Source organism: Streptosporangium brasiliense, assembly GCF_030811595.1.
GTDB lineage: Bacteria > Actinomycetota > Actinomycetes > Streptosporangiales > Streptosporangiaceae > Streptosporangium > Streptosporangium brasiliense.
In genome coordinates this window covers 2,922,139-2,945,596 of the sequence record NZ_JAUSRB010000002.1, presented here as the reverse complement: position 1 = coordinate 2,945,596, position 23,458 = coordinate 2,922,139, and the positions used below count along the sequence as shown (strand labels likewise).

Sequence of the window (23,458 nt, the reverse complement as noted above, 5' to 3'; positions counted from 1 at the left end):
GGAGCCTCACGGAGGCATGGCACGCTGGCACGCCTCCACCCGGTGGCACAGCTCCGCCAGCACGCCCCCCGAGGAAAGGCCGTCTCATGAGACCACGCCTGAAGCCCGCGCTGCGCAGGGTCGCGCGCGACGAGCGCACCCTGCAGTTCGGCCTGCACCCCCGGCACGCGGTGGTGCTGGCCGATCTCGAACCCGAGGTCCGCCGCTGGGTCGAGAGCCTGGACGGCGTGCGGGACCTCGCCGGCGTGCTGGCGGGCGCGGCCGAGGCCGGGATCGGCGCGGAGCGCGGCCGGACCCTGCTCGACCTGCTGGTCAGGCGGGGCGTCGTGGACGACGCCGGGGCGCCGCCCGGCCCGCTGCGCGCGCTCTCGGTGGCCGAGCGGGACCGGCTCCAGCCCGACCTGGACGCGCTGTCCCTCTCCCCCGGCACGACCGACGGCGGGCTCGCGACGCTGGAGCGCAGGCGCGAGGCCCAGGTGCGCGTATACGGGGCGGGCCGGGTCGGCGCGCAGATCGTCGCATTGCTCGCCGCCTCCGGGGTCGGCCGGCTCTGCGTCGTCGATCCCGGCACGGCCCGCCCCCGCGACGTCGTCCCCGGCGGGCTGAGCTGGGCCGAAGTGGGGATGAGCCGGCAGGACGGCGCGGTCGCGGTGGCCAGGGCCCTGGCGCCCGGGGTCACCGCGTGGACCGGCGCGGGCGCCTCCCAGCTCGCCGACGGCGCCCGCAGACCCGACCTGGCGATCCTCGCGCCGGTGGAGCCGCTGGACGGCCTGCTGGTCGGGGAGCTGCTCGACTGGAAGGTGCCGCACCTGCTGGTGACCGCCTTCGAGGGCTCCGGATCGGTAGGGCCGCTGGTGCTGCCTGGGCGGAGCACATGCCTGCAGTGTCTAGATTTGAGTCGACGCGACCGCGACCCCGGGTGGCCGGTCGTCAGTGCCCGCCTGGGAGGCTTCCCCGCAGGGGAGATCGCCTGCGGCGCGGTGGTGTCGACGCTGGTCGCGGCGGCCGCGGTCGGTCATGCGCTTGCTCTGCTCGACGGGGGTGAGCCAACTGTGACCAACGGCACATTAGATGTATTGCCTGATTGGAGCTGGAAGCGGCGATCCTGGAGTGTTCATCCGCAATGTCGTTGCTTCCGAAACGACATGGGTTCGCTAACAATGGTCGCGTCGGCTACCTGCCGCTGATAGACACCACACCGAAGGGAGGGAGCGGCGTCTCGCTGTACGGCGGACACGCCGCAGACCAAAGGTGAGTGACCTTCCGCGCCGCGCCGTTGCGCGCTCCGCCAAACTGGCGGCCCTCCCCATCGGGTTCGCCGGCCGCACCGCCCTCGGGCTGGGAAAACGGATTGGGGGAAAATCCGCAGAGATCGTCGCCCAGGAGATCCAGGAGCGCACCGCAGAGCAGATCTTCAAGGTTCTGGGAGAGCTCAAGGGCGGGGCGATGAAGCTCGGCCAGGCACTGTCCATCTTCGAGGCCGCGCTGCCCTCGGAGATCGCCGGCCCCTACCGCGCCACCCTGACCAAGCTCCAGGACGCCGCCCCGCCGCTGCCGGCCGCGACCGTGCACAAGGTCCTCGTCGAGCAGCTCGGGGACGACTGGCGGGAGAACTTCCGGTCCTTCGAGGACCGGCCGACCGCCGCCGCGTCGATCGGGCAGGTGCACAAGGCCGTCTGGCACGACGGCCGGACGGTCGCGGTCAAGATCCAATATCCGGGGGCGGGCAAGGCGCTGCTGTCCGACTTCACCCAGCTGGCCAGGCTCGGCAAGCTCTTCGGCGTGCTGCTGCCCGGCCTCGACATCAAGGCCGTGCTCAGCGAGCTGCGCGAGCGGGTGGTCGAGGAGCTCGACTACCTCCGCGAGGCGGAGGCCCAGCACGCCTTCGCGCTGGAGTTCAAGGACGACCCCGACTTCCTGGTCCCGGACGTCATCGCCGCCAACGAGCAGGTGCTCGTCTCCGAGTGGGTGGACGGCACCCCGCTGTCGCGGATCATCACCGACGGCACCAAGGAGGAGCGCGACCGCGCGGGTCTCCTCCTCGTCCGATTCCTGTTCTCCTCCCCCGCGCGGGTGGGCATGCTCCACGCCGATCCCCATCCGGGAAACTTCCGGGTCATGGACGACGGGCGGCTGTGCGTGCTCGACTTCGGGGCCGTCAACCGGCTGCCGGACGGCTACCCTTCGGTCTTCGGGAAGCTGACCCGCATCTTCAACAACGGCGACATGGAGAACGTGGTCCAGGGTCTGCGCGACGAGGGTTTCATCCTCCCGCACATCGAGGTGGACATGGAGGCGCTGCGGGCCTTCCTCGCCCCCTACGTCGAGCCGACCGCGGTCGAGGAGTTCACCTTCAGCCGGGAGTGGCTGCAGCACCAGGCGGCCACTGTCACCGACCTGCGCCCCGGCAACGTCGTGCGCCAGCTCAACCTGCCGGTGTCCTACGTGCTCATCCACCGGGTCCACGCGGCCGGGGTGGGAGTGCTCTGCCAGCTCGGCACCACCGCCCGTTTCCGCCAAGAGGTGATCCGCTGGGTCCCCGGCTTCGCCGAGGAGGATCCCGGAGAGCGCGCGGTCGCCGCAAGCTGACCCTGAGGCGTCCCCGCAGCCCCCGGGGCACCCCGCAGGTCCAGGGGTCCCGCAGGCGTGCCTCCCCGCCCCCATGAGGGCCTTCCCCGTAAGGCCCGCGGGTTGCCTCCATCGGCGTATGTGCCATGGGTTACCTCCGTCGGCGCCCTCGGGCCCGGGCAGGAGACAGGGACATCCTCCGGGGATTCCGGACGGCCTCATGAGAACCAGGGGTGCCCTTGCGGCCCGGGCATGGCTGCCGACACGGCCGTGGCGACGTTGAGGAACGGGCACCGGACACGGCCATGGGCATGACGGGGAGGCCGTGGGCATGATGAGGGACGGCCAACCGGGCACAGCCGGGATCCGGCACAGCCGGGATCGGGCGCGGCGGTGACCGGGTGGGGCCGGACAGCACGGAGGGGCGGCCCGTTCGGGACGGGCCGCCCCTCGGCGGTCATTCTGTTGTCCGGCCGTGCTGCGCCGGTCCCTGCCGGGACCGGACCCGGCCCTGCGGACGGGCCCCGGGCCTTACCGGTTCTCAGAGATCAGACCCAGCCCTGCGGACCGGACCCGAGCCTTACCGGTTCTCAGAGATCAGCCCCGGCACTGCGGACCGGACCCGGCCTCTACGGACCAGGTCCGGTCTCTTACCGGACCTGGCCTTACCGGACCGGGCCCGGTGCCCACTGGACCGGGCCTGGTCCTCGGCCGGATCAGACGAGGCGCAGGAGCGCGTGGCGCAGGCGCGAGGAGGCGCGCTCCGCGTCACGACGGGCGCGCCGTACGCGCAGGACGCCGGAGATCAGGCGCTGCTCCTCCGCCTCGCGGTGGAGCGTCCGTATTCGGTCCCGGACCAATTCTTCTTGCATAGAGGACATGTCCAGGTTCCAGGAGACGGAGTGGTTCATCGGAAGTGGTCCTTTCAGGGACGTCAAGGTTCTTGGGTTGATCAGGTGCTGGTCAGGCAGCGAGCGGAGTCTTGCGAGGACGTCCACGCGGACGCTTCCGCGGGACGACGGCTCCCCGGAGGATGAGCTCGCCGCCCCAGACGCCCCACGGCTCCTCGCGCTCGAGCGCGCGGGCCAGGCAGGCCTGCTGGATCGGGCAGCCTCCGCAGAGCGCCTTGGCGAACTCCACGTCCTCCGGAGACTCGGCGAACCAGAGGTCGGGGTCGGTACGACAGGGGATTGTGGCTTCGTCGATCAGGTCCATGACCGTCTGGGCCCCCATCTGCTTCACCTCTCTGTGTCAGGTGTTGATCTTCGATTACCTCTGGGTGGGGGTCAGGAATGACGCGGACAAACAAGAAGGCCGCGGATCCTGGTTGCGGATCCGCGGCCTGAAGGCTTTTCCTCCCGGTCAGGTTATGACCGGAGGTTGCCTCCAGGGATACGGACCACGCAGTCCACCGTTTCGGGCGTGCTTGGTCGGTGCGTAGCCGCCGGCATCCGGGATCCGGACTGCCGGTGCGCCCGCCGCCGGGAAGGCGATCAGGGTGCTCGGACGGCCGGCCACGATCTGGACGCGGGCAGACTGCTCCTGCTGAAGCTGAGCGGCCGCACCAACCGTGAGGATGGCCTGGCTGCCGCAGGGCAGGGTGGTGCTGTGGAACGCGGAAGCGAGCCCGTACTGGGCCGACATCATGGTGTTCTTCACAGCGGACTCACCTCCATTCGTGGATCGTCGGACAGGACCGTCCGACTTGCTTGACCATGACCCTAAACCCGGGTGCCGGGAGTGGGCAACATATTTTCTACCTGCAGTTTTACACCTAACTCACGCGGATCATGGCCTCCTGCACCACCGACACCGCCAGTTCGCCGGATCGGGTGAACATCTCTCCCCTGGCCAGTCCGCGGGCCGCCCCCGACCACGGTGACTCCTGGGCGTAGAGCATCCAGTCGTCCACCCGGAAGGGACGGTGGAACCACATCGCGTGGTCCAGGGAGGCCCCGGAGACGTTGGAGGCCCCCCAGGCGAGGCCGTGGTTCAGCAGCACGGTGTCCACCAGGGTGAAGTCCGAGGCGTAGGCGGCGAGCACCACGTGCAGCAGCGGGTCGTCGGGGAGCTCGGCGTCGTAGCGGAACCACACGTTCGTCTCCGAGCCGCGCAGCGCCGGGTCCCGATGGGCCTCCCACGTCAGGGGGGTCACGTATCTGGCGTCCACCGGGCGCGGCCGGGTCAGCCACTCCCGCCACGGTGAGTCCTCCCCCACGACCTCCAGGATCCGCTCCTGGAGCATGGGCAGGCTCTCCGGGGCGGCCACCTCCGGCATGATCGCGGCCTGGTGCTCGACGCCCTGCTCCAGGATGTGGAAGGAGGCCGACATGGTGAATATCACCTTGCCGTGCTGGATGGCCGAGATCCGGCGGGTGGTGAACGACCGGCCGTCGCGGACCCGCTCGACGTTGTAGACGATCGGGACCGCCGGGTCGCCGGGCCGGATGAAGTAGGCGTGCAACGAGTGCACGTAACGCTCCGAGGGCACCGTACGGCCTGCCGCCACCAGCGCCTGGGCGGCCACCTGGCCGCCGAACACCCGCTGGATGCGCTCCTCGGGGCTGCGTCCCCGGAAGATGTCGAGCTCGATCTGCTCCAGGTCGAGCAGGTCCAGCAGCTCCTTGAGCGCCTCGTTCACGCGTCCTCCGTCTGATCCTCGGCAGCACGGCAGAGGGCGATGACCGCCTCGCCGTACCGCTCTAGTTTGACGCGTCCTATCCCGGTGATGGCCAGCAGGTCCTGTTCGGAGGCCGGCGCCCGCTCGGCGATCGCCTGCAGGGTGACGTCCGTGAAGATCACGTAGGTCGGGACCTTGGTCTCCTTGGCGACGCTGGTGCGCCATGCCTTCAGGCGCTCCAGCAGGGCCTCGTCGTAGTCGGCCGGACAGCCGGCGCACCTGCCGAGCTTCTGCTCGGCGGCGGCGACGAGGGTCTTGGCGCAGATCCGGCAGCTCACCGGCGCGGCGACCGTCCGGCGGTCCTTGGGCGCGGGCGAGAAGGCGCGGCCCGACGCGGCCGGGCGGCCCGTGAGGCCGTCGAGGAAGCGGGAGGGCCTCCTGGAGCGGCGGCCCCCCGGGGAGCGCGCCAGCGCCCACGACAGCGTCAGGTGGGCCCTGGCCCGGGTGATGCCGACGTAGAGCAGCCGGCGCTCCTCCTCGATCTGGTCGGGTGTCTCGGCGTAGACGATCGGCAGCATGCCGTCGGTGACGCCGACCAGGAAGACCGCGTCCCACTCCAGGCCCTTGGCCGCGTGCAGCGAGGCCAGCGTCACCCCCTCGACCGGCGGCGCGTGCTGCTCGCTGGCCCGGCGCTCCAGCTCCGCCACGAAGGCCGGCAGGTCCCCGCCTTCGGCGGCGATGTCCTCGGCGAGGTCGGCCAGGGCCCTCAGCGACTCCCACTTCTCGCGGGCCTTGCCGCCTCCCGGGGCCTCGGGGGTCAGGCCGATGCCGGAGAGGATGTGGTGGACCGTCGGGGCCAGCTCGTCGTCGTCCGCCGCGGAGCGGGCGGCGCCGCGCAGCAGCACGACGGCCTGGCGGACCTCGGGACGCTCGAAGAAGCGGTCGGCGCCGCGCAGCAGGTAGGGGATGCCCGCCTTGGCGAAGGCCTGCTCGTAGACCTCGGACTGGGCGTTGACCCGGAACAGCACGGCGATCTCGCGGGTCGGCACGCCGCTGTCGGCGAGCTTGCGCACCGCTCGCGCCACCCCCTCGGCCTCGGCGGGCTCGTCGTCGTATTCGGCGAAGACGGGCTCGGGGCCGTCGGGGCGCTGGGCGATCAGAGCGAGCTTGTGCGGGGTTCTCGACCTGTCGAGCAGCCGGTTGGCCAGGGACACGACCTGGGGGGTGGAGCGGTAGTCGCGGACGAGTTTGATCACGGCGGCGCCGGGGTGCTCGACCGAGAAGCCGGTCAGGTAGCGGGGGGTGGCGCCGGTGAAGGAGTAGATCGTCTGGTTGGGGTCGCCGACCACGCACAGGTCGTCGCGCCCGCCGAGCCAGGTGTCGAGCAGCAGCTTCTGCAGCGGGTTGACGTCCTGGTATTCGTCCACGACGAAGTAGCGGTACTGCTGGCGGATCTGGGCGGCCACCTCGCGGTGCTCGGTCATCACGGCGGCGGTGAGTTCGAGGATGGTCTCGAAGTCGACGAGGTGCCGTTCGCGGCGGAGCCTCTCGTAGGCGTCGAAGATCCGGAAGACCTCTTCGGCCGGGACCGGCGGGGTCCGGCCGGCCTTCCTGGCGGCCTCGGCGTAGTCCTCCGGGCCGACCTGGGTGACCTTGGCCCATTCGATCTCCGAGGCGATGTCCCGCAGCTCGGAGCGGTCCGGGTTCTTGCGGATGGCGCGGCAGGCGTCGACCAGCAGCGGGAGCTTCGACTCGATCACCCGGGGCGGCTCTCCGCCGATGACGCGTGGCCAGAAGTAGGTGAGCTGGCGCAGCGCGGCGGCGTGGAAGGTGCGCGCCTGCACCCCCGGCGTGCCGAGCTGCCGCAGGCGCTGCCGGAGCTCCCCGGCGGCGCGTGTGGTGAATGTCACCGCCAGCACGCTCTGCGCGTCCACCACCCCGCTGCGCACGGCGTGCGCGATGCGGTGGGTGATCGCCCGCGTCTTGCCGGTGCCCGCTCCGGCGAGCACGCAGACCGGACCTCGGACGGCCTGCGCCACCTCACGCTGCTCGGGATCCAGCCCCGCCAGAACGTCGTCGGGCTCCACGGAGACTCCTTACGGCCGGGTAACGGGTCGGAAGGGAACATCCTTCCAGCCGGTGGTCAAGCATCGCCCATTCTGGCAACATGCCGCCGTCAACCTATGTCGTTCGCTGAGATGCACAGACAGGCCTGTTTACCCCACAATGGGGAACGAACTGTGCCTTGGGGGAAGGAAGAGACCCGTGCGAACTGTGGTAACCGTGAGTGCCCTTGCCCTGGCGGCACTGGTGATCACACCCGCCGCGGTGCACGCCTCCCCGAGCGCGCACGCGGCCGCGGCGGATCCCTCGCAGCCGGGCGCCGGGTCGGCCGCGCGGGCCACGCCGGCGCCGAGGGTCGCCTCCAGGGCCGGGGCCACCGCGGAGACCACGGCCGCACCGGCGCCCAGGACCACGGCGAAGACCGCGGCCACACCGACGCCCGGGACCACGGCGAAGACCACGTCCGGGACCAAGAGCACAACCGCAACCACGGCGAAGACCACGTCCGGGACCAGGGCCGCGGCCGGGGCCGCCGGGACGGCGAGGCGGGGCGATCCGACGCCCACCCCGACGCCCACCCCCACGCCGACGTCGACGTCGTCCACCGGGGCGACCGACCCGCTGCTGCAGGACGTCTCCGTCGACACCGTCTCCTACGGCCCGCACCTCCGCCAGCGGATGGACGTCTGGCACCACTCCGACGGTCTCGTCCGGCCGGCTGTCTTCCTGATCCACGGCGGCTGGTGGTCCTCCGGGGACAAGAAATACATGACCGCGGTGAGCCGCAGCTACGTCGAGCAGGGCTACACGGTCTTCAACATCAACTACCGTCTCTCCAGCGACGCGGCCTGGCCGGCCCAGCGCACCGACACGCTCGACGCCATCGCGACCGCGCGCAGGCACGCCCTGCTGTGGGCCTTCGACCCGGCCAACTACGTGGTCGTCGGCTTCTCCGCCGGAGGCCATCTGGCCACCGCCGTCGGCACCTACAAGAACGGCCTGCCCGGTCTGCGCGGCGTGGTGGGCGTCTCCCCGGTGGTCTCACCGCTCACCGCCTACAACGAGGGCGCCGACACTCTCGACTCCAACAAGCGCAAGCTGCGCGAGTCGGCCATCCGCCTCGCCGGGGGCTGCGAGCCCGGCAAGTGTCCCCGGATCTGGAACAGCATGGAAGTGCCGCTGCACGCCAGCCGCGGCGACGCGCCCGTCCTGACCGTGCACTCGCAGGACGAGTTCGTGCCCGTCGAGCACAGCCTGCGGCTCAAGGACCGGCTGGCCCGGTTCGGCGTCAACATGACGGTGATGGCCGAGCCCGGCGTCGAGCACAGCTCACCGCTGTACCGGCTGCCCGGCGTGGCCGAGTCGGTGCACGCCTGGATCGCCGCCAGGTTCTCCTGACCGGCCCCCCGCCGGCCGGGCCCGCGGCCGGCGGGAAGATGAACGGCTCTCGCTTTGTTGCCATGAGCGCCGAACATCACATGAGGGGATTTTCACGAAATGGCGCTGACTGTTTACACCACCACCTGGTGCGGCCCCTGCAAGCGGCTGAAGACCCAGCTCACTCGCGAGGGCATCTCCTACAAGGAGATCGACATCGAGCGCAACCCGGACGCCGCGCAGTTCGTCATGAGTGTCAACAACGGCAACCAGACCGTCCCGACCGTGCTGTTCGACGACGGCACGGCCGTGACCAACCCCTCGGTGATCGAGGTCAAGGCCCGTCTGCGGGTCTGATCACCAGTCTCCGGTCAACGGCCCGCCGTACCAGGTCTCGATCAGCCTGCGGGCGATCGAGACCTCTGACGGCAGGCGCACCTCACCGCTCTCCAGAGCGGCCAGCAGCTCGGCCCGGCTGAACCAGCGGGCCTCGGCGATCTCTTCGAGGTCGAGGACGAGCTCGGTCGAGACGGCCCGCGCGAAGAAGCCCAGCATCAGGCTGCGCGGGAACGGCCAGGGCTGGCTGCCCAGGTAACGGGGGTCGACGACCCGCACGCCGACCTCCTCGATCACCTCACGGGCCACGGCGTGCTCCAGCGACTCGCCCGGCTCGACGAACCCGGCGAGCACCGACAGCCGCCCCTCGGGCCACTGCGGCCCCCGGGCCAGCAGGCACCGGTCGGCGTCGTCGTGGACCAGCATGATCACCGCCGGGTCGACCCGGGGGAAGTGCTGGCTGCCGTCCTGGAGGCAGACCCGCACGTGCCCGCCCGCCCGCACCTCGGTGCGGCTGCCGCATCTCGGGCAGAACTCGTGGCTGGAGTGCCATGCCTCCAGCGCGACGGCGTAGACCAGGAGCCCGGCGTCCAGGTCGCCCAGGAGCGGGCCCACCTGGCGGAGCCCGGCGGCGACGGGCTCTCCCTCCCGCAGCGCCGACGGGGCGAGCGGGGCGACGATCCGGTTGAAGGAGTCGTCATGGGCGACGCCCGTCAGCGGGGCCGACACGGCGAAGTAGGCGATGCCCTCGGCGTCCACGCCGAGCAGGTAGCGCTCGCCCTCGGGTGCGTCGGCGGTGGGCAGCAGCACCAGGGCCGCCCCGTCTCCGTTCCGCCGGATCAGCGCCTGCCCGTCGTCGACGACCACGACCCGGCTCGCGCCGTCCGTCCACGTCCGCTCGAACCATTCGGCGTCACCGCGGAGCGCCGCCGAACGGTCGATGGCGCTGCGTGCGAGCAGCAGCGGCCCCAACAATCCCTCTTGTGTCGTGATCTCCACGTCGTCCCGCCTCCCAGACCGAGTGGACATCTTACGCCGCAGAACAGAGCCGGTTTCCGGGCTCCCCCCGATCTCGCCGGACCATCTGGACGAGACCGAATACGCGAGGACGGCAGCGCGATGATCTCTGCCCGGCTAAGATACAGCGAGTTAGGTTAGGCTTACCTGATACCGGGGGTCCCTGCATTGCGGCTGTACCTCACCGCGCTCAAACCGACCGACTCGGTCACGGACGGGTTCCTCCCGGCGGCACGCGCCCTGGGCTGCGACGTCACGATCCTGACCGACCGGCCGGAGCACCATCTGGACACGGGGACCGAGGTGCTCCGCTGCGACGTCCGCGACGCGCGAGCGGTGATCGACATCATCGCGCACCATCACGCTCCGGACGCGGTTTTCTCCAATTCCGACCACATCCAGGCGGAGACCGCCCTCGCCGCCGCCTACTTCGGCCTGCCCGGCAAGGACTGGCGGGCCTGCGTCGCCACCAAGAACAAGGCGCTCACCCGGCGCCGACTGGCGGCGGCCGGGGTCGAGACCGTCCGCTCCGTACGGCTGGCACCGGGCGACCCGGTCCCGCCGGAGGTGCCCTTCCCCGCCGTGGTCAAGCCGCGCGAGGGCGTGGCCAGCGAGGACGTGGTGCTGGCGGAGGACGCCGGCGAGCTCGCGGCGGCCGTGCGGGCGATCCGGGACCGGCGGCCGGGCGAGGCGCTGGTCGTGGAGGAGTATCTCGACGGCCCCCTGCACACCCTGGAGACGCTCGGCGACGGGCGGAGCGTCGAGGTGCTCGGCGGCTTCCGGACCACCCTCGGACCCCCGCCGCACTTCGTGGAGGAGCGGCTCGACTGGGAGCCCCCGCCCGGGCGGGACCACGTGCTGCGGGCGCTGGAGGCGCTGGGGGTGGGCTTCGGGGCCTGCCACACCGAATACGTCATGACGCCCGCCGGGCCGCGGATCGTCGAGGTCAACTACCGGGTGATCGGCGACCACTGCGACTTCCTCGTCGCCGGCCTGTTGGGCATCCCGCTGTTCGAGCGCGTCCTCGCCCTCCACCTGGGATCGGGGCTGGAGGGCCCGGCCTCGGGGGCCTCCGGGGCGCACGGGACCGCGCTGAGCCTGGTGGCCGACCGGCCGGGGACCGTGGTGGCCGCTCCGGGCACGGTCGTGCCCGCCGCCGGCGACCGGGTCAGGCTCTGGCACCGGCCGCTGCGCGCCGTGGGCGAGCGGATCGAGCTGAGCAACACCAACCGCGACTACCTGGGGATCGTCCGCGCGATCGGTCCCGACCGGGCCAGTGTGGACGCGGCCGTCGCGGCGTTCACCGCCGGGAGCCCGTGGGTGATCGCATGATCGGCGGACCGGCCGCGGGCGGGCGGGAGCCGTACCTGGCCGCCCGCGTCCTGGACGCGCTGCTGCGCGAGAACTACGGCGGCCTGGCCGGGCGGGTGACCCGGAGCAGGGACGGCGTCGCGCTGCTGCTGCCCGGGGGCCGCAGGGTACGGCTGACGCCGGGGTCGCTGTTCCAGGACTTCGTGGTGGCCCCGGAGGAGGCGCTCCGCCTGGAGGAGGTCCTGCGCACCCTGCGGGAGATCTCCGCCCCGGCCGACGCCGCCGGGGTCGAGGCGTTCGTCCAGGAGTGCCACGAGGCGCTGCGCGCCCTCGACCTCCACGACGCCCGCCGCGACGAGGTGTTCGCCCGGCTCGGCCAGGGCCTCCCGGCCGCCGCGCGGTCCCTCGGGCGGTCCGGCACCGTGCGCTACGAGGCGCTGGCGGCCTCCGTCGACCATCCGGTCTACCCGACGGCACGCTGCCGGGCCGGGCTGTCGGACGAGGAGCTGACGGCCTACGCGCCGGAGTTCGCGCCCGTCTTCGGGCTGCGCTGGGCCGCCGTGCCCGGGGAGCGCGCGGCCGGGGCGGCGCCGCCGTTCGCGCCGGAGTTCCCGGTGGTCGGGCTGGCGCGGAAACTGGCCGGGACGCACGTGCTGTTCCCGGTGCATCCGCTGACCGTCCCGGCGGTCGAGGAGATCCCGTGGGCGGTCATGGCGCCGGAACCACACCTGGAGGTCAGGCCCACGCTGTCGATGCGCACGGTCGTGGTCGACCGGGACACGCACCTGAAGCTGCCGCTGGCCACCAGCACGCTCGGGCTGCGCAACCGGCGGTCGATCAAGCCGGACACGCTGGCCGACGGGGCGCGGGCCGAACGGCTGCTGCGCGAGATGCCCGACCCCGGGGTGCTCCTGGCCGACGAGCAGACCTACGGCCACGCGGGCCACGAGTATCTGGGCTGGCTCGTGCGCCGCCTGCCGGCGGGCGAGATCGTCCCGGTGGCCGCGCTGACCGCCCCCCTTCCGGGCGGCGGCCTCGTGGTGGAGGAGCTCGCCGGGCGGTGGTACGGCGGGGACGTGACGCGCCTGCTCACCGAATACCTGCGGCTGCTGTTCGGCTTCCACGTGCGGCTCTTCGTCCGGTACGGCACCGCGCTGGAGACCCACCAGCAGAATCTCTCGCTGGTGCTGGGGGACGGCCCCGCCAGACTGCTGATCAAGGACAACGACGGGCTGCTGGCCTCGCCCGACCGGCTGCGCGCCGCACGGCTCGCGGTGCCGGACTTCGCCGACCGGCGGATGCTGACCGACGACCCGCACGCGCTCGCCGACGTGTTCGTCACCATCACCCTGCACCTGGCCGCCGCGGCGGTGACCTTCGGCGCGCTGCCGTCGCCGCAGGCCGCCCGGCTGGTCCGCGACGCGCTCAGGGAGGCGCTGGCCGAGCACGGGGACGACCCGATGGCCAGGTTGCTGCGGGCCAGAACCCTCGACGCCGCCCGGCTCGTCGGCAAATCGATGGTCACCGCCGGGACCCTGGTGGACAAGGCACGCACCGGGGCACGCGATGTGAACAAGTTCTACGGCACCAGCGGCCCCAACTACCTGCGTCAGCCCCCTCAGGCCATCCAGACCCTGATCATGCGAAGGACGCGATGACCAGCCTCGCACTCGATTTCTCTCCAGCCGCCGTCGCCGAGGAGGCGTCGCTGGCGGCCCTGCTGCGCTGCTGCGTCAGGGAGGTGGCCGGACCTCGCGGACAGGTCTGGCACGCCGAGCCGTACGTGCTGCTGCGCGTGGCCGGCACCCTGCTGCGGGCGCGGACGCACGGCGGGCTCGCGCTGCGTTTCGAGGGCACCCCTGAGCGGCTGGAGCACGGCTGCTGGCAGCCGCTCTCCGCGGACCTGCTCGTCCGGCTCGTCGAGACGGAGCTGGAGGGGGGCAACGAGGAGTTCGCGGCGCAGGTGGCGGCCAGCCGGAACGCCATGACCACGCTGCTGGCGGTCCGGCAGGACGCCCCGCCGCCGGCGGACCCGTGGCTGGCCTCCGAGCAGGGGCTGGTGCTGGGGCATCCGTTCCATCCCAGCCCGAAGGCGCGCGGCGGCGCCGACTGGCTGCGCTACGCCCCCGAGGCGCACGCGAGCTTCCCGCTCCGGCTGCTCGGGGTCCGGGACGACGTGCTGGCCGAGGGGGGCGACACCGGCCCGCTGGACGGGCTCGGCACGGCCCCGCGGGGCTACGCGCTGCTGCCCGCGCACCCGTGGCAGCTCGACCTGCTCGCGGCGGAGCTCGCCGCCCCGCTGGCCGACGGGCGGCTGATCGACCTGGGCCAGGGCTCGCGGATGGCGGTCCCCACCTCGTCGGTCCGCACGGTCTACGAGCCGCTGATCGACCGGTGCCTGAAGTTCAGCCTGGACGTGCGGATCACCAACTGCGTCAGGAAGAACTCCTGGTACGAGCTGGCGGGCGCGGTCGAGCTGACCCGGCGTCTCGGGCCGGTGTTCCGGGACCTCTCGGCCGGGTTCCCCGGCACCCGCTGGCTCCCCGAACCCGGTTACCGCTCCGCCGACCTGGGCACCCGGCTCCTGGAGGGGCTGGGCGTGATCATCCGTGCGAGCCCGTGGTCGGTCTGCCGCCCCGGGGTGACCCCCCTGCTGAGCGGCGCGCTGGCCGTGCCCGGTGAGCCTCCGGCCGAACCCGTGCGCTGGTGGCGCGCCTACGTGGAGCGGGTCGCGCTGCCGGTGCTCGACGCCTACCTGAGCCACGGCGTGGTGCTGGAGCCCCACCTGCAGAACGTCCTGGTCGGCGTGGACGCGGCCGGCCTGCCGGTGGAGGCGGTCTTCCGCGACATGGAGGGCACCAAGCTCGTCGCCGGCCGCCACGACCTGTCCGGCCTGCCGGAGCGGGTGGCCGAGGCGCTCACCTACGACGCGGCCGGCGGCTGGGACCGGGTGGTCTACTGCCTGATGGTCAACCACCTCACCGAGATCGTCGCCTCCCTCGCCGGGTCCGGGTCCACGCGGGAGCTGTGGGCGGCGGCCGGTGAGGTGCTGGCCGGATACGCCGACTCGGTGGGATGGCCGCAGCCCCTGTCGGACCTGCTGGCCGGGGCGCCGCTGCCGGCCAAGGCCAACCTGTCGGTCCGGTGGGCACGCTCGGCCGACCGCTCGGCCGGATACGTGCCGGTGGCCAACCCGCTGGCGGTGCTCTCGTGATCCAGGACGAGTTGCCCGCCTACGTCTACGATCTCGGCGCGCTCGACGGGCATGCGGCCGCCGTACGGGCCGCGCTGCCGGGCATCGAGCTGTACTACGCGGTGAAGGCCAACCCCGACCCGGAGCTGCTGCGGGTGCTCGCCCGGCACGTGGACGGCTTCGAGGTCTCCTCCGGCGGGGAGCTGGCGCACGTGCGCGGGCTGTTCCCCGGCGCCGCCGTTGCCCTCGGCGGCCCGGGGAAGACCGACGCGGAGCTGTCCGCCGACGTCACCCGGCTCCACCTGGAGAGCCCGAACGAGCTGCGCCGGCTCCTCGCCTCGGGGCGCCGCGCCGACGTGCTGCTCCGGGTCAACCTCGACGTGCCCGTGGCCGGGGCGTCGCTGACCATGGGCGGCGGCGCGACGCCGTTCGGCATGGACCCGGCCGGGATCGCCGAGTGCGTCGCGCTGCTGTCCGGCCAGAGCGCGGTACGGCTGCGCGGCGTCCACGCCCATCTGGCCAGCGGCCTGGCGGCCCCCGCGCTGCTGGAGCTGGCGGCGGCCGTACTGGAGTACGCACGGGAGCTGGGCGTCACGGAGATCAACCTCGGCGGCGGCATGGCGGTGTCGTACGCCGACCCGGACGCGCGGTTCGACTGGCGCTCCTACGGCGAGGGCCTGGCGGGGCTGCGCCGCCCCGGCGAGGTGCTGCGGATCGAGCCGGGACGGGCGCTGTCGGTCTACTGCGGGCGGTACGTGACCCGGGTGATCGACGTCAAGCGGGTCCACGGCGAGCTGTTCGCGGTGGTCGCCGGGGGCACCCACCACCTGCGCACCCCGGCCACCAAGGGGCACTCCCAGCCCCTGGCCGCGCTGCCCCCGGGCGAGCCGGTCACGATCGTCGGCCAGCTCTGCACGCCCAAGGACGTCCTGGCCCACCGGGTGCCGGTCCGCCTGGCGCCCGGCGACGTCGTGGAGTTCACCATGGCCGGGGCCTACGCCTGGAACATCTCCCACCACGACTTCCTGATGCACCCGGAACCCGGCTTCCGCTATCTGTCCCCCGAGCTCGCCGGCCGGGAGAGCTGAAGGCGGAGCCTCCGGGTGCGCGGTCGTCATCGCGTGGTCGTGGCGGGACGTGGGTCGATGAGCGCCGAGCCGAAGACCCATGGGGAGGTCTGGGTGATGAAGTCACCCGGGAATCCGAGTGTGAAGTCGGTGGCCTGTTCCAGGTGAGCGACGCTTTCGGGTGGGAGGACGAGGTCGAGGGCGCCGAGGTTGTCGCGGAGCTGGTCGGCACGGCGTGCCCCGATGATCGGGTGGACAGCGCGGGAGCGGCTCATCGTCCAGGCGATCGCTACCTGTGAAGGCGTGGCACCGAGGTCGTCGGCGACCTCCTGCACGACTCGGGCGACGGCGTGGTCCCGAGCCGAGACAGAGTCAGCGGTCAGCCGGCTACCGGCCACGGGCCCGTCCGCGCGGGTGTATTTGCCGGACAGCACCCCGCCGGCCAGCGGGCTCCACGCGGTGACGCCCAGCCCGAGGGACTCGGCCATCGGCAGCAGCTCACGCTCGATGTCGCGCTGAAGCAGGCTGTAGGGGACCTGCAGGCCGATGAACGGGCTCCAGCCGTGCCACTGCGCCAGTGTGTTGGCGCGGGCCACGACCCACGCGGGGGCGTCGGAGATCCCCACGTACAGCACCTTGCCTGCCTGGACCGCGTCGTCCAGCGCGCGCATGGTCTCCTCGATCGGCGTGTCACGGTCCCACATGTGCACCCAGTACAGGTCCACGTAGTCCGTGCGCAGCCGACGCAGGCTGGTCTCCAGCGACGCCCGCAGGTTCTTACGGTGGTTCCCGGCGGCGTTGGGGTCGGCGCGGTCGCGGGACACGGTGTACTTCGTGCCGAGCACGAACGACTCTCTCCGGCCTTTCAACAGCTCGCCGAGGATCTGCTCGCTGGCTCCGTCGCGGTAGTTGATCGCGGTGTCGATCACGTTGCCACCGGCCTCGGCGTAGAGGTCCAGCATCCGCCGGCACTCCGGCAGTGGCGCGCCGACCCCGCCCTGCTCGCCGAAAGTCATCGCGCCCAGGATCAGGTCGGAGACGCGCAGCCCGCTCGTGCCCAAGGTGCGATATCTCATGCTGTCGCCGACCCGCTGAACAGTTCCGCGGCCCGGGAGACGATCTCATCGTGCGGCACGTCCCGCACGTGCTCGTCCAGTGCCCAGCGGTGCCCGAACGGATCCAGCAGCTGGCCGGTGCGGTCACCCCAGAAGGCGTCGTGCACCGGCGTGAAGACCGTGGCTCCTGCCTGCAGCGCCCGCGCCCAGGCCGCATCGACGTCCGGGACCCGCAGGTGCAGGGCGGCGGAGGTGCCACCGAGACCGGCGGGCGAACGCATGCCCAGCGCGGGCATCTCACCGGCTACCGCCAGGACGGTGTCGCCGAGCAGGAGCTCCACGGTCAGCGTACGGCCGTCGGGAAGCGTGACGCGGTCCGTTTCCCGCGCACCCAGGGCTTCGGCATACCAGGTGGCGGCCTGGTCCGGGTCGGTGACGACCAAGTGGATCGCTATCTGTGCCATGACTTGGACCATACACACTGTATGGACGCTATGTCCATACACTGTGTCCGTACATGCCGTCGTTATGCTGGATCGCATGCCTTCCAAGCACACCGCCCGCGCTGCCCGTCGATCCGGACCGGCGCCGGGGTCCGCCGAGCTACGGGAGCGGATCTTGTCCGCGACGTGCGAGCTGCTGCGGCAGCGCCGCTTCGACGCCCTCAGCGTGGCCGACATCCTGACTGCCGCCGAGGTCTCCCGGGCCAGCTTCTACTTCTATTTCCCCAGCAAGCAGGCCGTGCTCGGCGAGCTGGTGCGCGAGGCCGTGGCGCAGGGACAACAGGCCGCACAACCCTGGATCGGCGGGCAGCAGGACCCGGTCGCCGCGCTCCGTGCAGGCGTGCGGGACGGTGCCCGTCTGTGGCGTGCCAACGCGGGCGTTCTCATGGCGATCGTGGAGAGCTGGGGCTCGGACGAGGGCCTGCGAGCCCTGTGGCTCGAACAGATGGACCTGTTCACCGACGCCGCCGCGGGACGCATCCGATCCGACCCGAACGCCTGCCGACGACTCGGCGACGTGGACATCCGAGCCGTCGCCGCCTCGCTGACCTGGCTCGGGGAACGGCTCTACTACCTCGCCGCAGCCGGAGTCCCTCCCTTCGACAACGAGGAAATCCTCATCGACACCCTCACCAACGCGTGGACTTCCACCCTTTACGGCCACCCGGTCACCCACCCGGGAACCCCGCCGCACCCGGTGACCGGAGCGCAGGAGTTCGGATAAGGCCAGGCGGCAACCGGCCGCCACCCACCGCCCCCCGACCGGAACCGGTCAGAAGGGCAGTGCCTAGTCCTCCTTGACGTCCGGGCCGACGGCCGCGTGCTCGTCGTGGGCGTGTTCGCTGTCGAGCGGGACCTTCTCGCCACCGTAGGCCCTGCTCAGCTTCGCACGGAGCTTGCCGAGCGGGCCGCGCATCCCCTTGGGCGGGATGCCGTCGCTGTCGAGCTGGGTTCTCTCGATGGTCGGGACCGCCGTCTTGCCCCGGACGTGGGCCTCGACGGCCTCGCTCTGCGGGACGTGGACCTCGATGTATTCACCCGAGGGCAGACGCTTGATGACGCCGGACTCCACGCCGTGCCCGATGACCGCGGCGTCGTTGCGCTGCAGGCCCAGGCAGACCCGGTAGGTGATCATGTAGGCGAGCGCGGGGCCGAGGAAGATCAGCACCCGGCCGACGTAGGTCGTCCAGTTCAGTGAGACGTGGAAGAACGAGGAGATCTCGTCGTTGGCGCCCAGCAGCCACAGGATGCCGTAGAAGGTGACCGCCGACATGCCGATCGAGGTGCGGTGCGGGTTGTTGCGGGGACGCTCGGCGATGTGGTGCTCGCTGCGGTCCCCGGTGACCCACCGCTCGATGAACGGATACAGGGCCAGGCCCGTCATGATGATGCCCATCGGGACCAGCGCCGGGATCAGCACGCTCAACGGCAGCGTGAAGCCCAGGAAGTTGATCTCCCAGGACGGCATCAGGCGGAGCGAGCCCTCCAGGAATCCCATGTAGAAGTCGGGCTGGGATCCCGCCGAGATGTCGGCCGGCGTGTAGGGGCCGAACAGCCAGATCGGGTTGATCTGCGCGAAGGTGCCCAGCAGCGCGATGGTGCCGAAGGTGAACATGAAGTAGGCGCCCGACTTGGCCATGAAGGACGGATAGAACGGGGCGCCCACCACGTTGTTGTTCGTGCGGCCCTTGCCCGGCATCTGCGTGTGCTTCTGCACCCACATCAACATGAGGTGGGCGGTGATGAGCGCCAGCAGGATGCCCGGGATGAGCAGGATGTGCATCGAGTAGAACCGGGCGACGACATCCTGGCCGGGATACTCGCCGCCGAAGAGGAAGAAGGTGATCCAGGTGCCGACCAGCGGCAGCGAGATCATCACACCCTCGGTGATCCGCAGACCCGCGCCGGAGAGCAGGTCGTCGGGGAGCGAGTAACCGGTCAGCCCCTCGAACAGGGCCAGCGTCAGCAGCCCGACGCCGATCAGCCAGTTGAACTCACGCGGCTTGCGGTACGCACCGGTGAAGAACACCCGGAGCATGTGCACCATCATCCCGGCGACGAACAGCAGAGCGGCCCAGTGGTGCATCTGCCGCATCAGCAGACCACCGCGGATGTCGAAGCTGATGTGCAGCGACGAGGCGTACGCCTCGGACATCATGACGCCCTTGAGCGGCTCGTAGGAGCCGTCGTAGACGACCTCGCCCATGCTGGGCCTGAAGAAGAAGGTCAAGAACGTGCCGGTCAGCAGCAGGACGACGAACGAGTAGAGCGCGATCTCGCCCAGCAGGAACGACCAGTGGTCAGGAAAGATCTTCCGTAAATTGCGCTTGAGGAAGTTCCCCGCCCCGGTGCGGTCGTCGATGAAGCTGCTCATGCTCGCTATGGGCTTCGGAACGGTTCCGCTGCTCATGCGTGGTCTCCGTCCTCACGAACCTCGGCCTCGGCGTCGCCGCGCTCCCAGAAGCCAGGACCGGCCGCCGTGGATAACCAGGTATTTCTCATCATCCACAGCGATGGGTAGATCGAGGCAAAGGCCGGGTGACCGGACCGAGGACAAGAGCGCCGGCGATGAGGAGGGCCTTCCCCTTTCCCGCTGTCTCCTCGGGTCAGCCGAGAGCGGGGACCGACTCCAGGAGCCTGATCAGACCGCGCTCGTCGAGGAGGTTGACCGGCCTGACCGTCTCGTTGAGACGGACGAAGTGGAAGGCGGCGCTCACCCGGTGGAGGGGGACCTCGGCCAGATGGGACCAGGCCAGGCGGTAGGCGGCGAGCTGTACCGCCGCCGCGGCCGCGGCCTTCTTGCCCTTGGGAGGCCGGCCGGTCTTCCAGTCGACGACCTCGTAGCCGCCGTCGGGGGTCTCGAACACCGCGTCCATCCGGCCCCGGACCAGCCGGTCGGCGATCATCGTCTCGAAGGGGATCTCGACGTCCAGCGGCTCCCGGCCGGCCCACTCGCTCTCCTCGAACCGGTCGCGCAGCTCGTCGAGCTGGAGGTCGGTCTCCTCGAAGCCGTCGGAGGAGCCGGGCAGTTCGAGCTCGTCGAGCAGGCGCTGCTGGCCCCACCGGGACTCCAGCCAGCGGTGGAAGGAAGTGCCCCGGCGGGCCAGCGGGGTGGGTTTCCTGGGCACCGGGCGGCGGATCTCCCGGGCCAGGGCCTTGGCGTCGGCGGCCAGGGTGACCAGTTCCGAGACGCTCAGATGGGTGGGCAGCTCCACCTGCCCGCCACCGCGCCGCCGGTTCACGGCCCGCTCCCGGAGCAGGAGCTCGGTGTCGCGCTCCCACGCCTTCGCCCGCTCCCTGTCCCAGCCGCGCAGCTCCGCGAAGGCAGTGGCGCGCTCCCCCTGAGGCTCCGGCTCGGGCCCGCTCCCGGACACGCCTCCGCGCTCCGGGGGCCCCTCACCCCCACGCCCGGGGCCGGCCGGGGCACCCCGCCCCGCCTGGGCGGCGGGCCCCTCACCCAGCACGGCTCCGGGGAGGTCCGCCGGGGCGCCGGAGAAGTGCCCCGCGTCCCCGGAGAAGTCGGGGACCTCCGGGAAGTCCAGGAAGTCCGGGTCCTCCAGGAAGAGATCCTCCTCGTCCTGCGGGGCCTCAGGGAAAGGAACCTCCTCGCCGTCCGGAGCCCCCGGGAAGGGGATGCCCTCACCGTCCCGCGGGGCCTCGGGGAAGGGAATGTCCGCGCCGTCCGCGCCGGAGCCGGCCGGGCCGCTCCGGCCGGCGGGAGGGAGCGGCCCGGCTCCGGTGAGGGCCGCGAGGGCCTCCTCGACCATGGTGGCGCCGTCGAGGACGGCGCCGTAGCGCAGACCTTCGGGGGTGACGGGCCAGGTGGCCTCGGCCGGCTCGGCGAGGAGGGGGTTGGTGGCGCCCTCGGCGGCCTCGGGCGCCCAGGCGGCGACGCGGCCACAGGTCTCGCGGATCTCCACCAGGAAGTCGGAGGGCTCCAGGGGCTTGGCCGCGCTGCCCCAGCGGTAGCCGGAGGCGATCAGGAGGTAGTGGGCGCGGGTGACGGCCACGTAGGCCAGGCGGCGCTCCTCCAGCAGGTCGCGGTCACGGCAGCGCTCGTCGAACTCGGCCAGCTCCTCCTTGCTCAGCCCGGCCAGCCCTGGCAGGTCGGAGGCGTCGCCGCGGAGCGGGTAGGGCAGCTTGCGCGGGTTGTCCGTCCACTTGGGACTGGTCGTCGGGCGGGCCGGGAACATCGTGCCGACGGTCAGGGTGCCCGCCTTGGACAGCGCCTGGGACAGCCCCGGGAGCACGACGACCGGCCACTCCAGGCCCTTGGAGGCGTGGATGGTCATCAGCTTGACGCTGTTGCTCTCCCCCACCCGCCCGGCGTCCAGGCCGTTCTCCTCCTCGTCGGCCGCCTTCAGGAAGGCCAGGAACGCGCCCAGCGTCGGGTCCTCGGAGTCGCCCGCGAACCGGGCCGCGGCGTCCAGGAAGGCGTCCAGGTCGGCCCGGGCGGCGAACGGGCCGACAGCCGTGCCCCGTGCCGCCACCTCGATGTCCAGGCCGAGCCTGCGCTCGATCTCGATGATCAGATCGGGGAGCGGCTGGCCGGTGTGGGCGCGCAGGATCCGCAGCTCCTGCGCCATGGCGAGCAGCCGCACCCGGGCCAGGGGCGAGAACAGGTCCTGCCATTCGGGGCGGTCGGGCAGCTCGTCGAGGGCGTCGACCAGGCTGCCGCGCTCCTCGGCCAGGTCCGCCACGACCTGGTCCAGCGGGTCGGCCACCGCCGATCCGCCCTCCCGGGTCTCCCGGTTCAGTTCGCGCGCCCGCTCGCCCAGCTCCTTCAGGTCGGCCGGGCCGATCCGCCACCGGGGGCCGGACAGCAGCCGGACCAGCGCGTCGCCCGCGGTCGGGTCGTAGAGCACGCGCAGAGTGGAGACGATGTCGGCGACCTCCGGCACGGTCAGCAGGCCGCCCAGGCCGACCACCTCGACCGGGATCCCCCGCTCCTCCAAGGCCCGGCGCAGCGCGGGGAACTGCGACCGTTTGCGGGCCAGCACCGCCACGTCGTGCGGCTGCAGGCACTGCGGGCCGCCCCACGCGCTCTGCTTGGCCTTCTTGCGCTCGCCCTCGCCCCAGGGCAGGCCGTCGGGGGCGCTCTCGCTGCCGAGCAGCCTGGCGACGCCGTCGGCGATCCACGCCGCCTCGTCGTCGGCGGTCTCGTGGAAGGCGCACACCACCCGGCCGCGCTCGACCCGGTTGCCGCCGGGCACCAGCACCGGCACCTCCCGCGCCTCCATCCGGAGCGGGAGCTGCACCCGGGCCGCGACGTCCAGTACGGCGTCGCCGTTGCGGAAGCTGACCGACAGGCGGCGGACCGGGGCGGGCTCCCCCGAGGCCGTCGTGAAGTCACGGGGGAATCGGGTGAGGTTGCCCGCCGAGGCGCCGCGCCAGCCGTAGATGGACTGGCAGGGGTCGCCCACGGCGGTCACCGGATGGCCGCCGCCGAACAGCGAGCGGAGCAGGACGAGCTGGGCGTGGCTGGTGTCCTGGTATTCGTCGAGGAGGACGACGGCGAAGCGGCCCCGCTCGATCTCGCCGACCTCGGCGTGCCTGGCGGCGATCCGGGCGGCCAGCGCCATCTGGTCGCCGTGGTCGACGACCTCGCGGCCCCGCTTGAGCCGGCCGTACGCCTCGACCAGGGGCAGGAGCTGCTCCCTGGCTCGCTGCGTGGCCAGCGGCCGGCGCTGGGGCAGGGTGGGCGAGCCGGGCAGCTCGCCGTAGCGCTCGGTGAGCCAGGCGCCGATCTCCCGCACGTCCTGCGGGCCGCGCAGGTGCTCGGCCATCTCCCCGGCCAGCTCCAGCACCGCCCGGGTGACGGTGGCCGGGCCCCACTCGATCTGCTCCATGGGCCCGTCGTAGGCGCTGACCACCCGCCCGGCCAACTGCCAGGAGACGGCCGGGCTGACCAGGCGCATGGTCGGCTCCAGCGCCTCGCGCAGGGCGTGGTCGGTGACCAGCCTGGCCGCGTAGGCGTGGTAGGTCGAGATGGTCGGCTCGCCCTCCAGCAGCTCGGCGGGGACCTGCTCGGCGGTGACCAGGCCGTTGAGCCGCTCGCGGACGCGGTGGGCCAGCTCGCCGGCGGCCTTCCTGGTGAAGGTCAGGCCGAGCACCTGTTCGGGGCGGACCAGGCCGTTGGCCACCAGCCAGACGACCCGCCCGGCCATGGTCTCGCTCTTGCCGGACCCCGCCCCGGCGACCACGACCATCGGTCCGAGGCCGGCCTCGATCACCTCGGCCTGCTCGGGGGTGGGGGGGAGGATGCCCAGCTTGGCGGCGAGCAGGCTCGGGCTCAGCACGGGACGTCCTCGCGGCGGGGGGTACGGCTCGGCACGCCTGATCTCCGT

General features: G+C 72.0%; 19 protein-coding genes. 9 read left to right on the top strand and 10 right to left on the bottom strand.

Going from position 1 to position 23,458, the window contains the following annotated elements:
• Positions 1-86: 86 nt before the first annotated feature.
• Positions 87-1,187 carry a ThiF family adenylyltransferase gene (locus J2S55_RS22305; protein ID WP_306864289.1) on the top strand — a complete coding sequence of 367 codons (1,101 nt, stop codon included), beginning with the start codon at positions 87-89 and terminating at the stop codon, positions 1,185-1,187.
• 64 nt (positions 1,188-1,251) lie between these two features.
• Positions 1,252-2,589, top strand: a complete 1,338-nt coding sequence (locus tag J2S55_RS22300) for an ABC1 kinase family protein (RefSeq protein ID WP_306864286.1) — start codon at positions 1,252-1,254, stop codon at positions 2,587-2,589.
• Positions 2,590-3,284: 695 nt separating this feature from the next.
• Here the strand turns inward: J2S55_RS22300 and J2S55_RS22295 are convergent.
• The 5 genes from J2S55_RS22295 to J2S55_RS22275 form a co-directional block, all read right to left on the bottom strand.
• A complete protein-coding gene (locus J2S55_RS22295) occupies positions 3,285-3,479 on the bottom strand; it encodes a putative WhiB-interacting protein (RefSeq protein ID WP_306864284.1) in 195 nt (64 codons plus the stop codon).
• Positions 3,480-3,531: 52 nt separating this feature from the next.
• The gene (locus J2S55_RS22290; RefSeq protein ID WP_012894732.1) at positions 3,532-3,801 is read right to left on the bottom strand and encodes a WhiB family transcriptional regulator; all 270 of its coding nucleotides are present in this window, start codon (positions 3,799-3,801) and stop codon (positions 3,532-3,534) included.
• A gap of 129 nt (positions 3,802-3,930) precedes the next feature.
• Entirely contained in the window at positions 3,931-4,227 is a 297-nt protein-coding gene (locus J2S55_RS22285) for a hypothetical protein (RefSeq protein WP_306864279.1), read from the bottom strand.
• Positions 4,228-4,342: 115 nt separating this feature from the next.
• Entirely contained in the window at positions 4,343-5,209 is an 867-nt protein-coding gene (locus J2S55_RS22280) for an acyl-CoA thioesterase (protein ID WP_306864275.1), read from the bottom strand.
• Entirely contained in the window at positions 5,206-7,275 is a 2,070-nt protein-coding gene (locus J2S55_RS22275) for an ATP-dependent DNA helicase UvrD2 (RefSeq protein WP_306864273.1), read from the bottom strand. The genes J2S55_RS22280 and J2S55_RS22275 overlap by 4 nt, the downstream gene beginning before the upstream one ends.
• A 178-nt stretch (positions 7,276-7,453) precedes the next feature.
• On the opposite strand from J2S55_RS22275, the gene J2S55_RS22270 reads away from it, so the two are divergent.
• Both J2S55_RS22270 and J2S55_RS22265 read left to right on the top strand, forming a co-directional pair.
• Positions 7,454-8,650, top strand: coding sequence for an alpha/beta hydrolase (locus J2S55_RS22270; RefSeq protein ID WP_306864270.1), 1,197 nt, complete (start codon positions 7,454-7,456; stop codon positions 8,648-8,650).
• Between the two features lie 99 nt (positions 8,651-8,749).
• Entirely contained in the window at positions 8,750-8,986 is a 237-nt protein-coding gene (locus J2S55_RS22265) for a mycoredoxin (protein ID WP_306864267.1), read from the top strand.
• Here J2S55_RS22265 and nudC read toward each other — a convergent pair whose 3' ends face one another.
• Complete coding sequence (gene nudC / locus J2S55_RS22260) at positions 8,987-9,964, bottom strand: NAD(+) diphosphatase (RefSeq protein WP_306864264.1); 978 nt, start codon at positions 9,962-9,964, stop codon at positions 8,987-8,989.
• Between the two features lie 186 nt (positions 9,965-10,150).
• Here nudC and J2S55_RS22255 point away from each other — a divergent pair, with 186 nt between their 5' ends.
• The 4 genes from J2S55_RS22255 to J2S55_RS22240 are packed head-to-tail and all read left to right on the top strand — an operon-like array spanning position 10,151 to position 15,574.
• Positions 10,151-11,314, top strand: coding sequence for an ATP-grasp domain-containing protein (locus tag J2S55_RS22255; RefSeq protein ID WP_306864261.1), 1,164 nt, complete (start codon positions 10,151-10,153; stop codon positions 11,312-11,314).
• Positions 11,311-12,951, top strand: coding sequence for an IucA/IucC family protein (locus J2S55_RS22250; RefSeq protein WP_306864258.1), 1,641 nt, complete (start codon positions 11,311-11,313; stop codon positions 12,949-12,951). Before J2S55_RS22255 ends, J2S55_RS22250 begins: the two co-directional genes overlap by 4 nt.
• Entirely contained in the window at positions 12,948-14,507 is a 1,560-nt protein-coding gene (locus J2S55_RS22245) for an IucA/IucC family protein (protein ID WP_306864256.1), read from the top strand. The genes J2S55_RS22250 and J2S55_RS22245 overlap by 4 nt, the downstream gene beginning before the upstream one ends.
• Positions 14,504-15,574, top strand: a complete 1,071-nt coding sequence (locus tag J2S55_RS22240; protein WP_306864253.1) for an alanine racemase — start codon at positions 14,504-14,506, stop codon at positions 15,572-15,574. The genes J2S55_RS22245 and J2S55_RS22240 overlap by 4 nt, the downstream gene beginning before the upstream one ends.
• A 26-nt stretch (positions 15,575-15,600) precedes the next feature.
• Here J2S55_RS22240 and J2S55_RS22235 read toward each other — a convergent pair whose 3' ends face one another.
• Both J2S55_RS22235 and J2S55_RS22230 read right to left on the bottom strand, forming a co-directional pair.
• A complete protein-coding gene (locus tag J2S55_RS22235) occupies positions 15,601-16,629 on the bottom strand; it encodes an aldo/keto reductase (RefSeq protein ID WP_306864250.1) in 1,029 nt (342 codons plus the stop codon).
• The gene (locus J2S55_RS22230; protein WP_306864247.1) at positions 16,626-17,072 is read right to left on the bottom strand and encodes a VOC family protein; all 447 of its coding nucleotides are present in this window, start codon (positions 17,070-17,072) and stop codon (positions 16,626-16,628) included. The genes J2S55_RS22235 and J2S55_RS22230 overlap by 4 nt, the downstream gene beginning before the upstream one ends.
• Positions 17,073-17,148: 76 nt before the next feature.
• Here J2S55_RS22230 and J2S55_RS22225 point away from each other — a divergent pair, with 76 nt between their 5' ends.
• Entirely contained in the window at positions 17,149-17,835 is a 687-nt protein-coding gene (locus J2S55_RS22225; RefSeq protein ID WP_306864244.1) for a TetR/AcrR family transcriptional regulator, read from the top strand.
• Between the two features lie 63 nt (positions 17,836-17,898).
• On the opposite strand, the gene qcrB is transcribed toward J2S55_RS22225, so the two are convergent.
• Together qcrB and J2S55_RS22215 are read right to left on the bottom strand one after the other, a co-directional pair.
• Entirely contained in the window at positions 17,899-19,521 is a 1,623-nt protein-coding gene (gene qcrB / locus J2S55_RS22220; protein WP_306864241.1) for a cytochrome bc1 complex cytochrome b subunit, read from the bottom strand.
• A 196-nt stretch (positions 19,522-19,717) separates the two neighbouring features.
• Complete coding sequence (locus tag J2S55_RS22215) at positions 19,718-23,410, bottom strand: ATP-dependent helicase (protein ID WP_306864238.1); 3,693 nt, start codon at positions 23,408-23,410, stop codon at positions 19,718-19,720.
• Between the last annotated feature and the right edge of the window lie 48 nt (positions 23,411-23,458).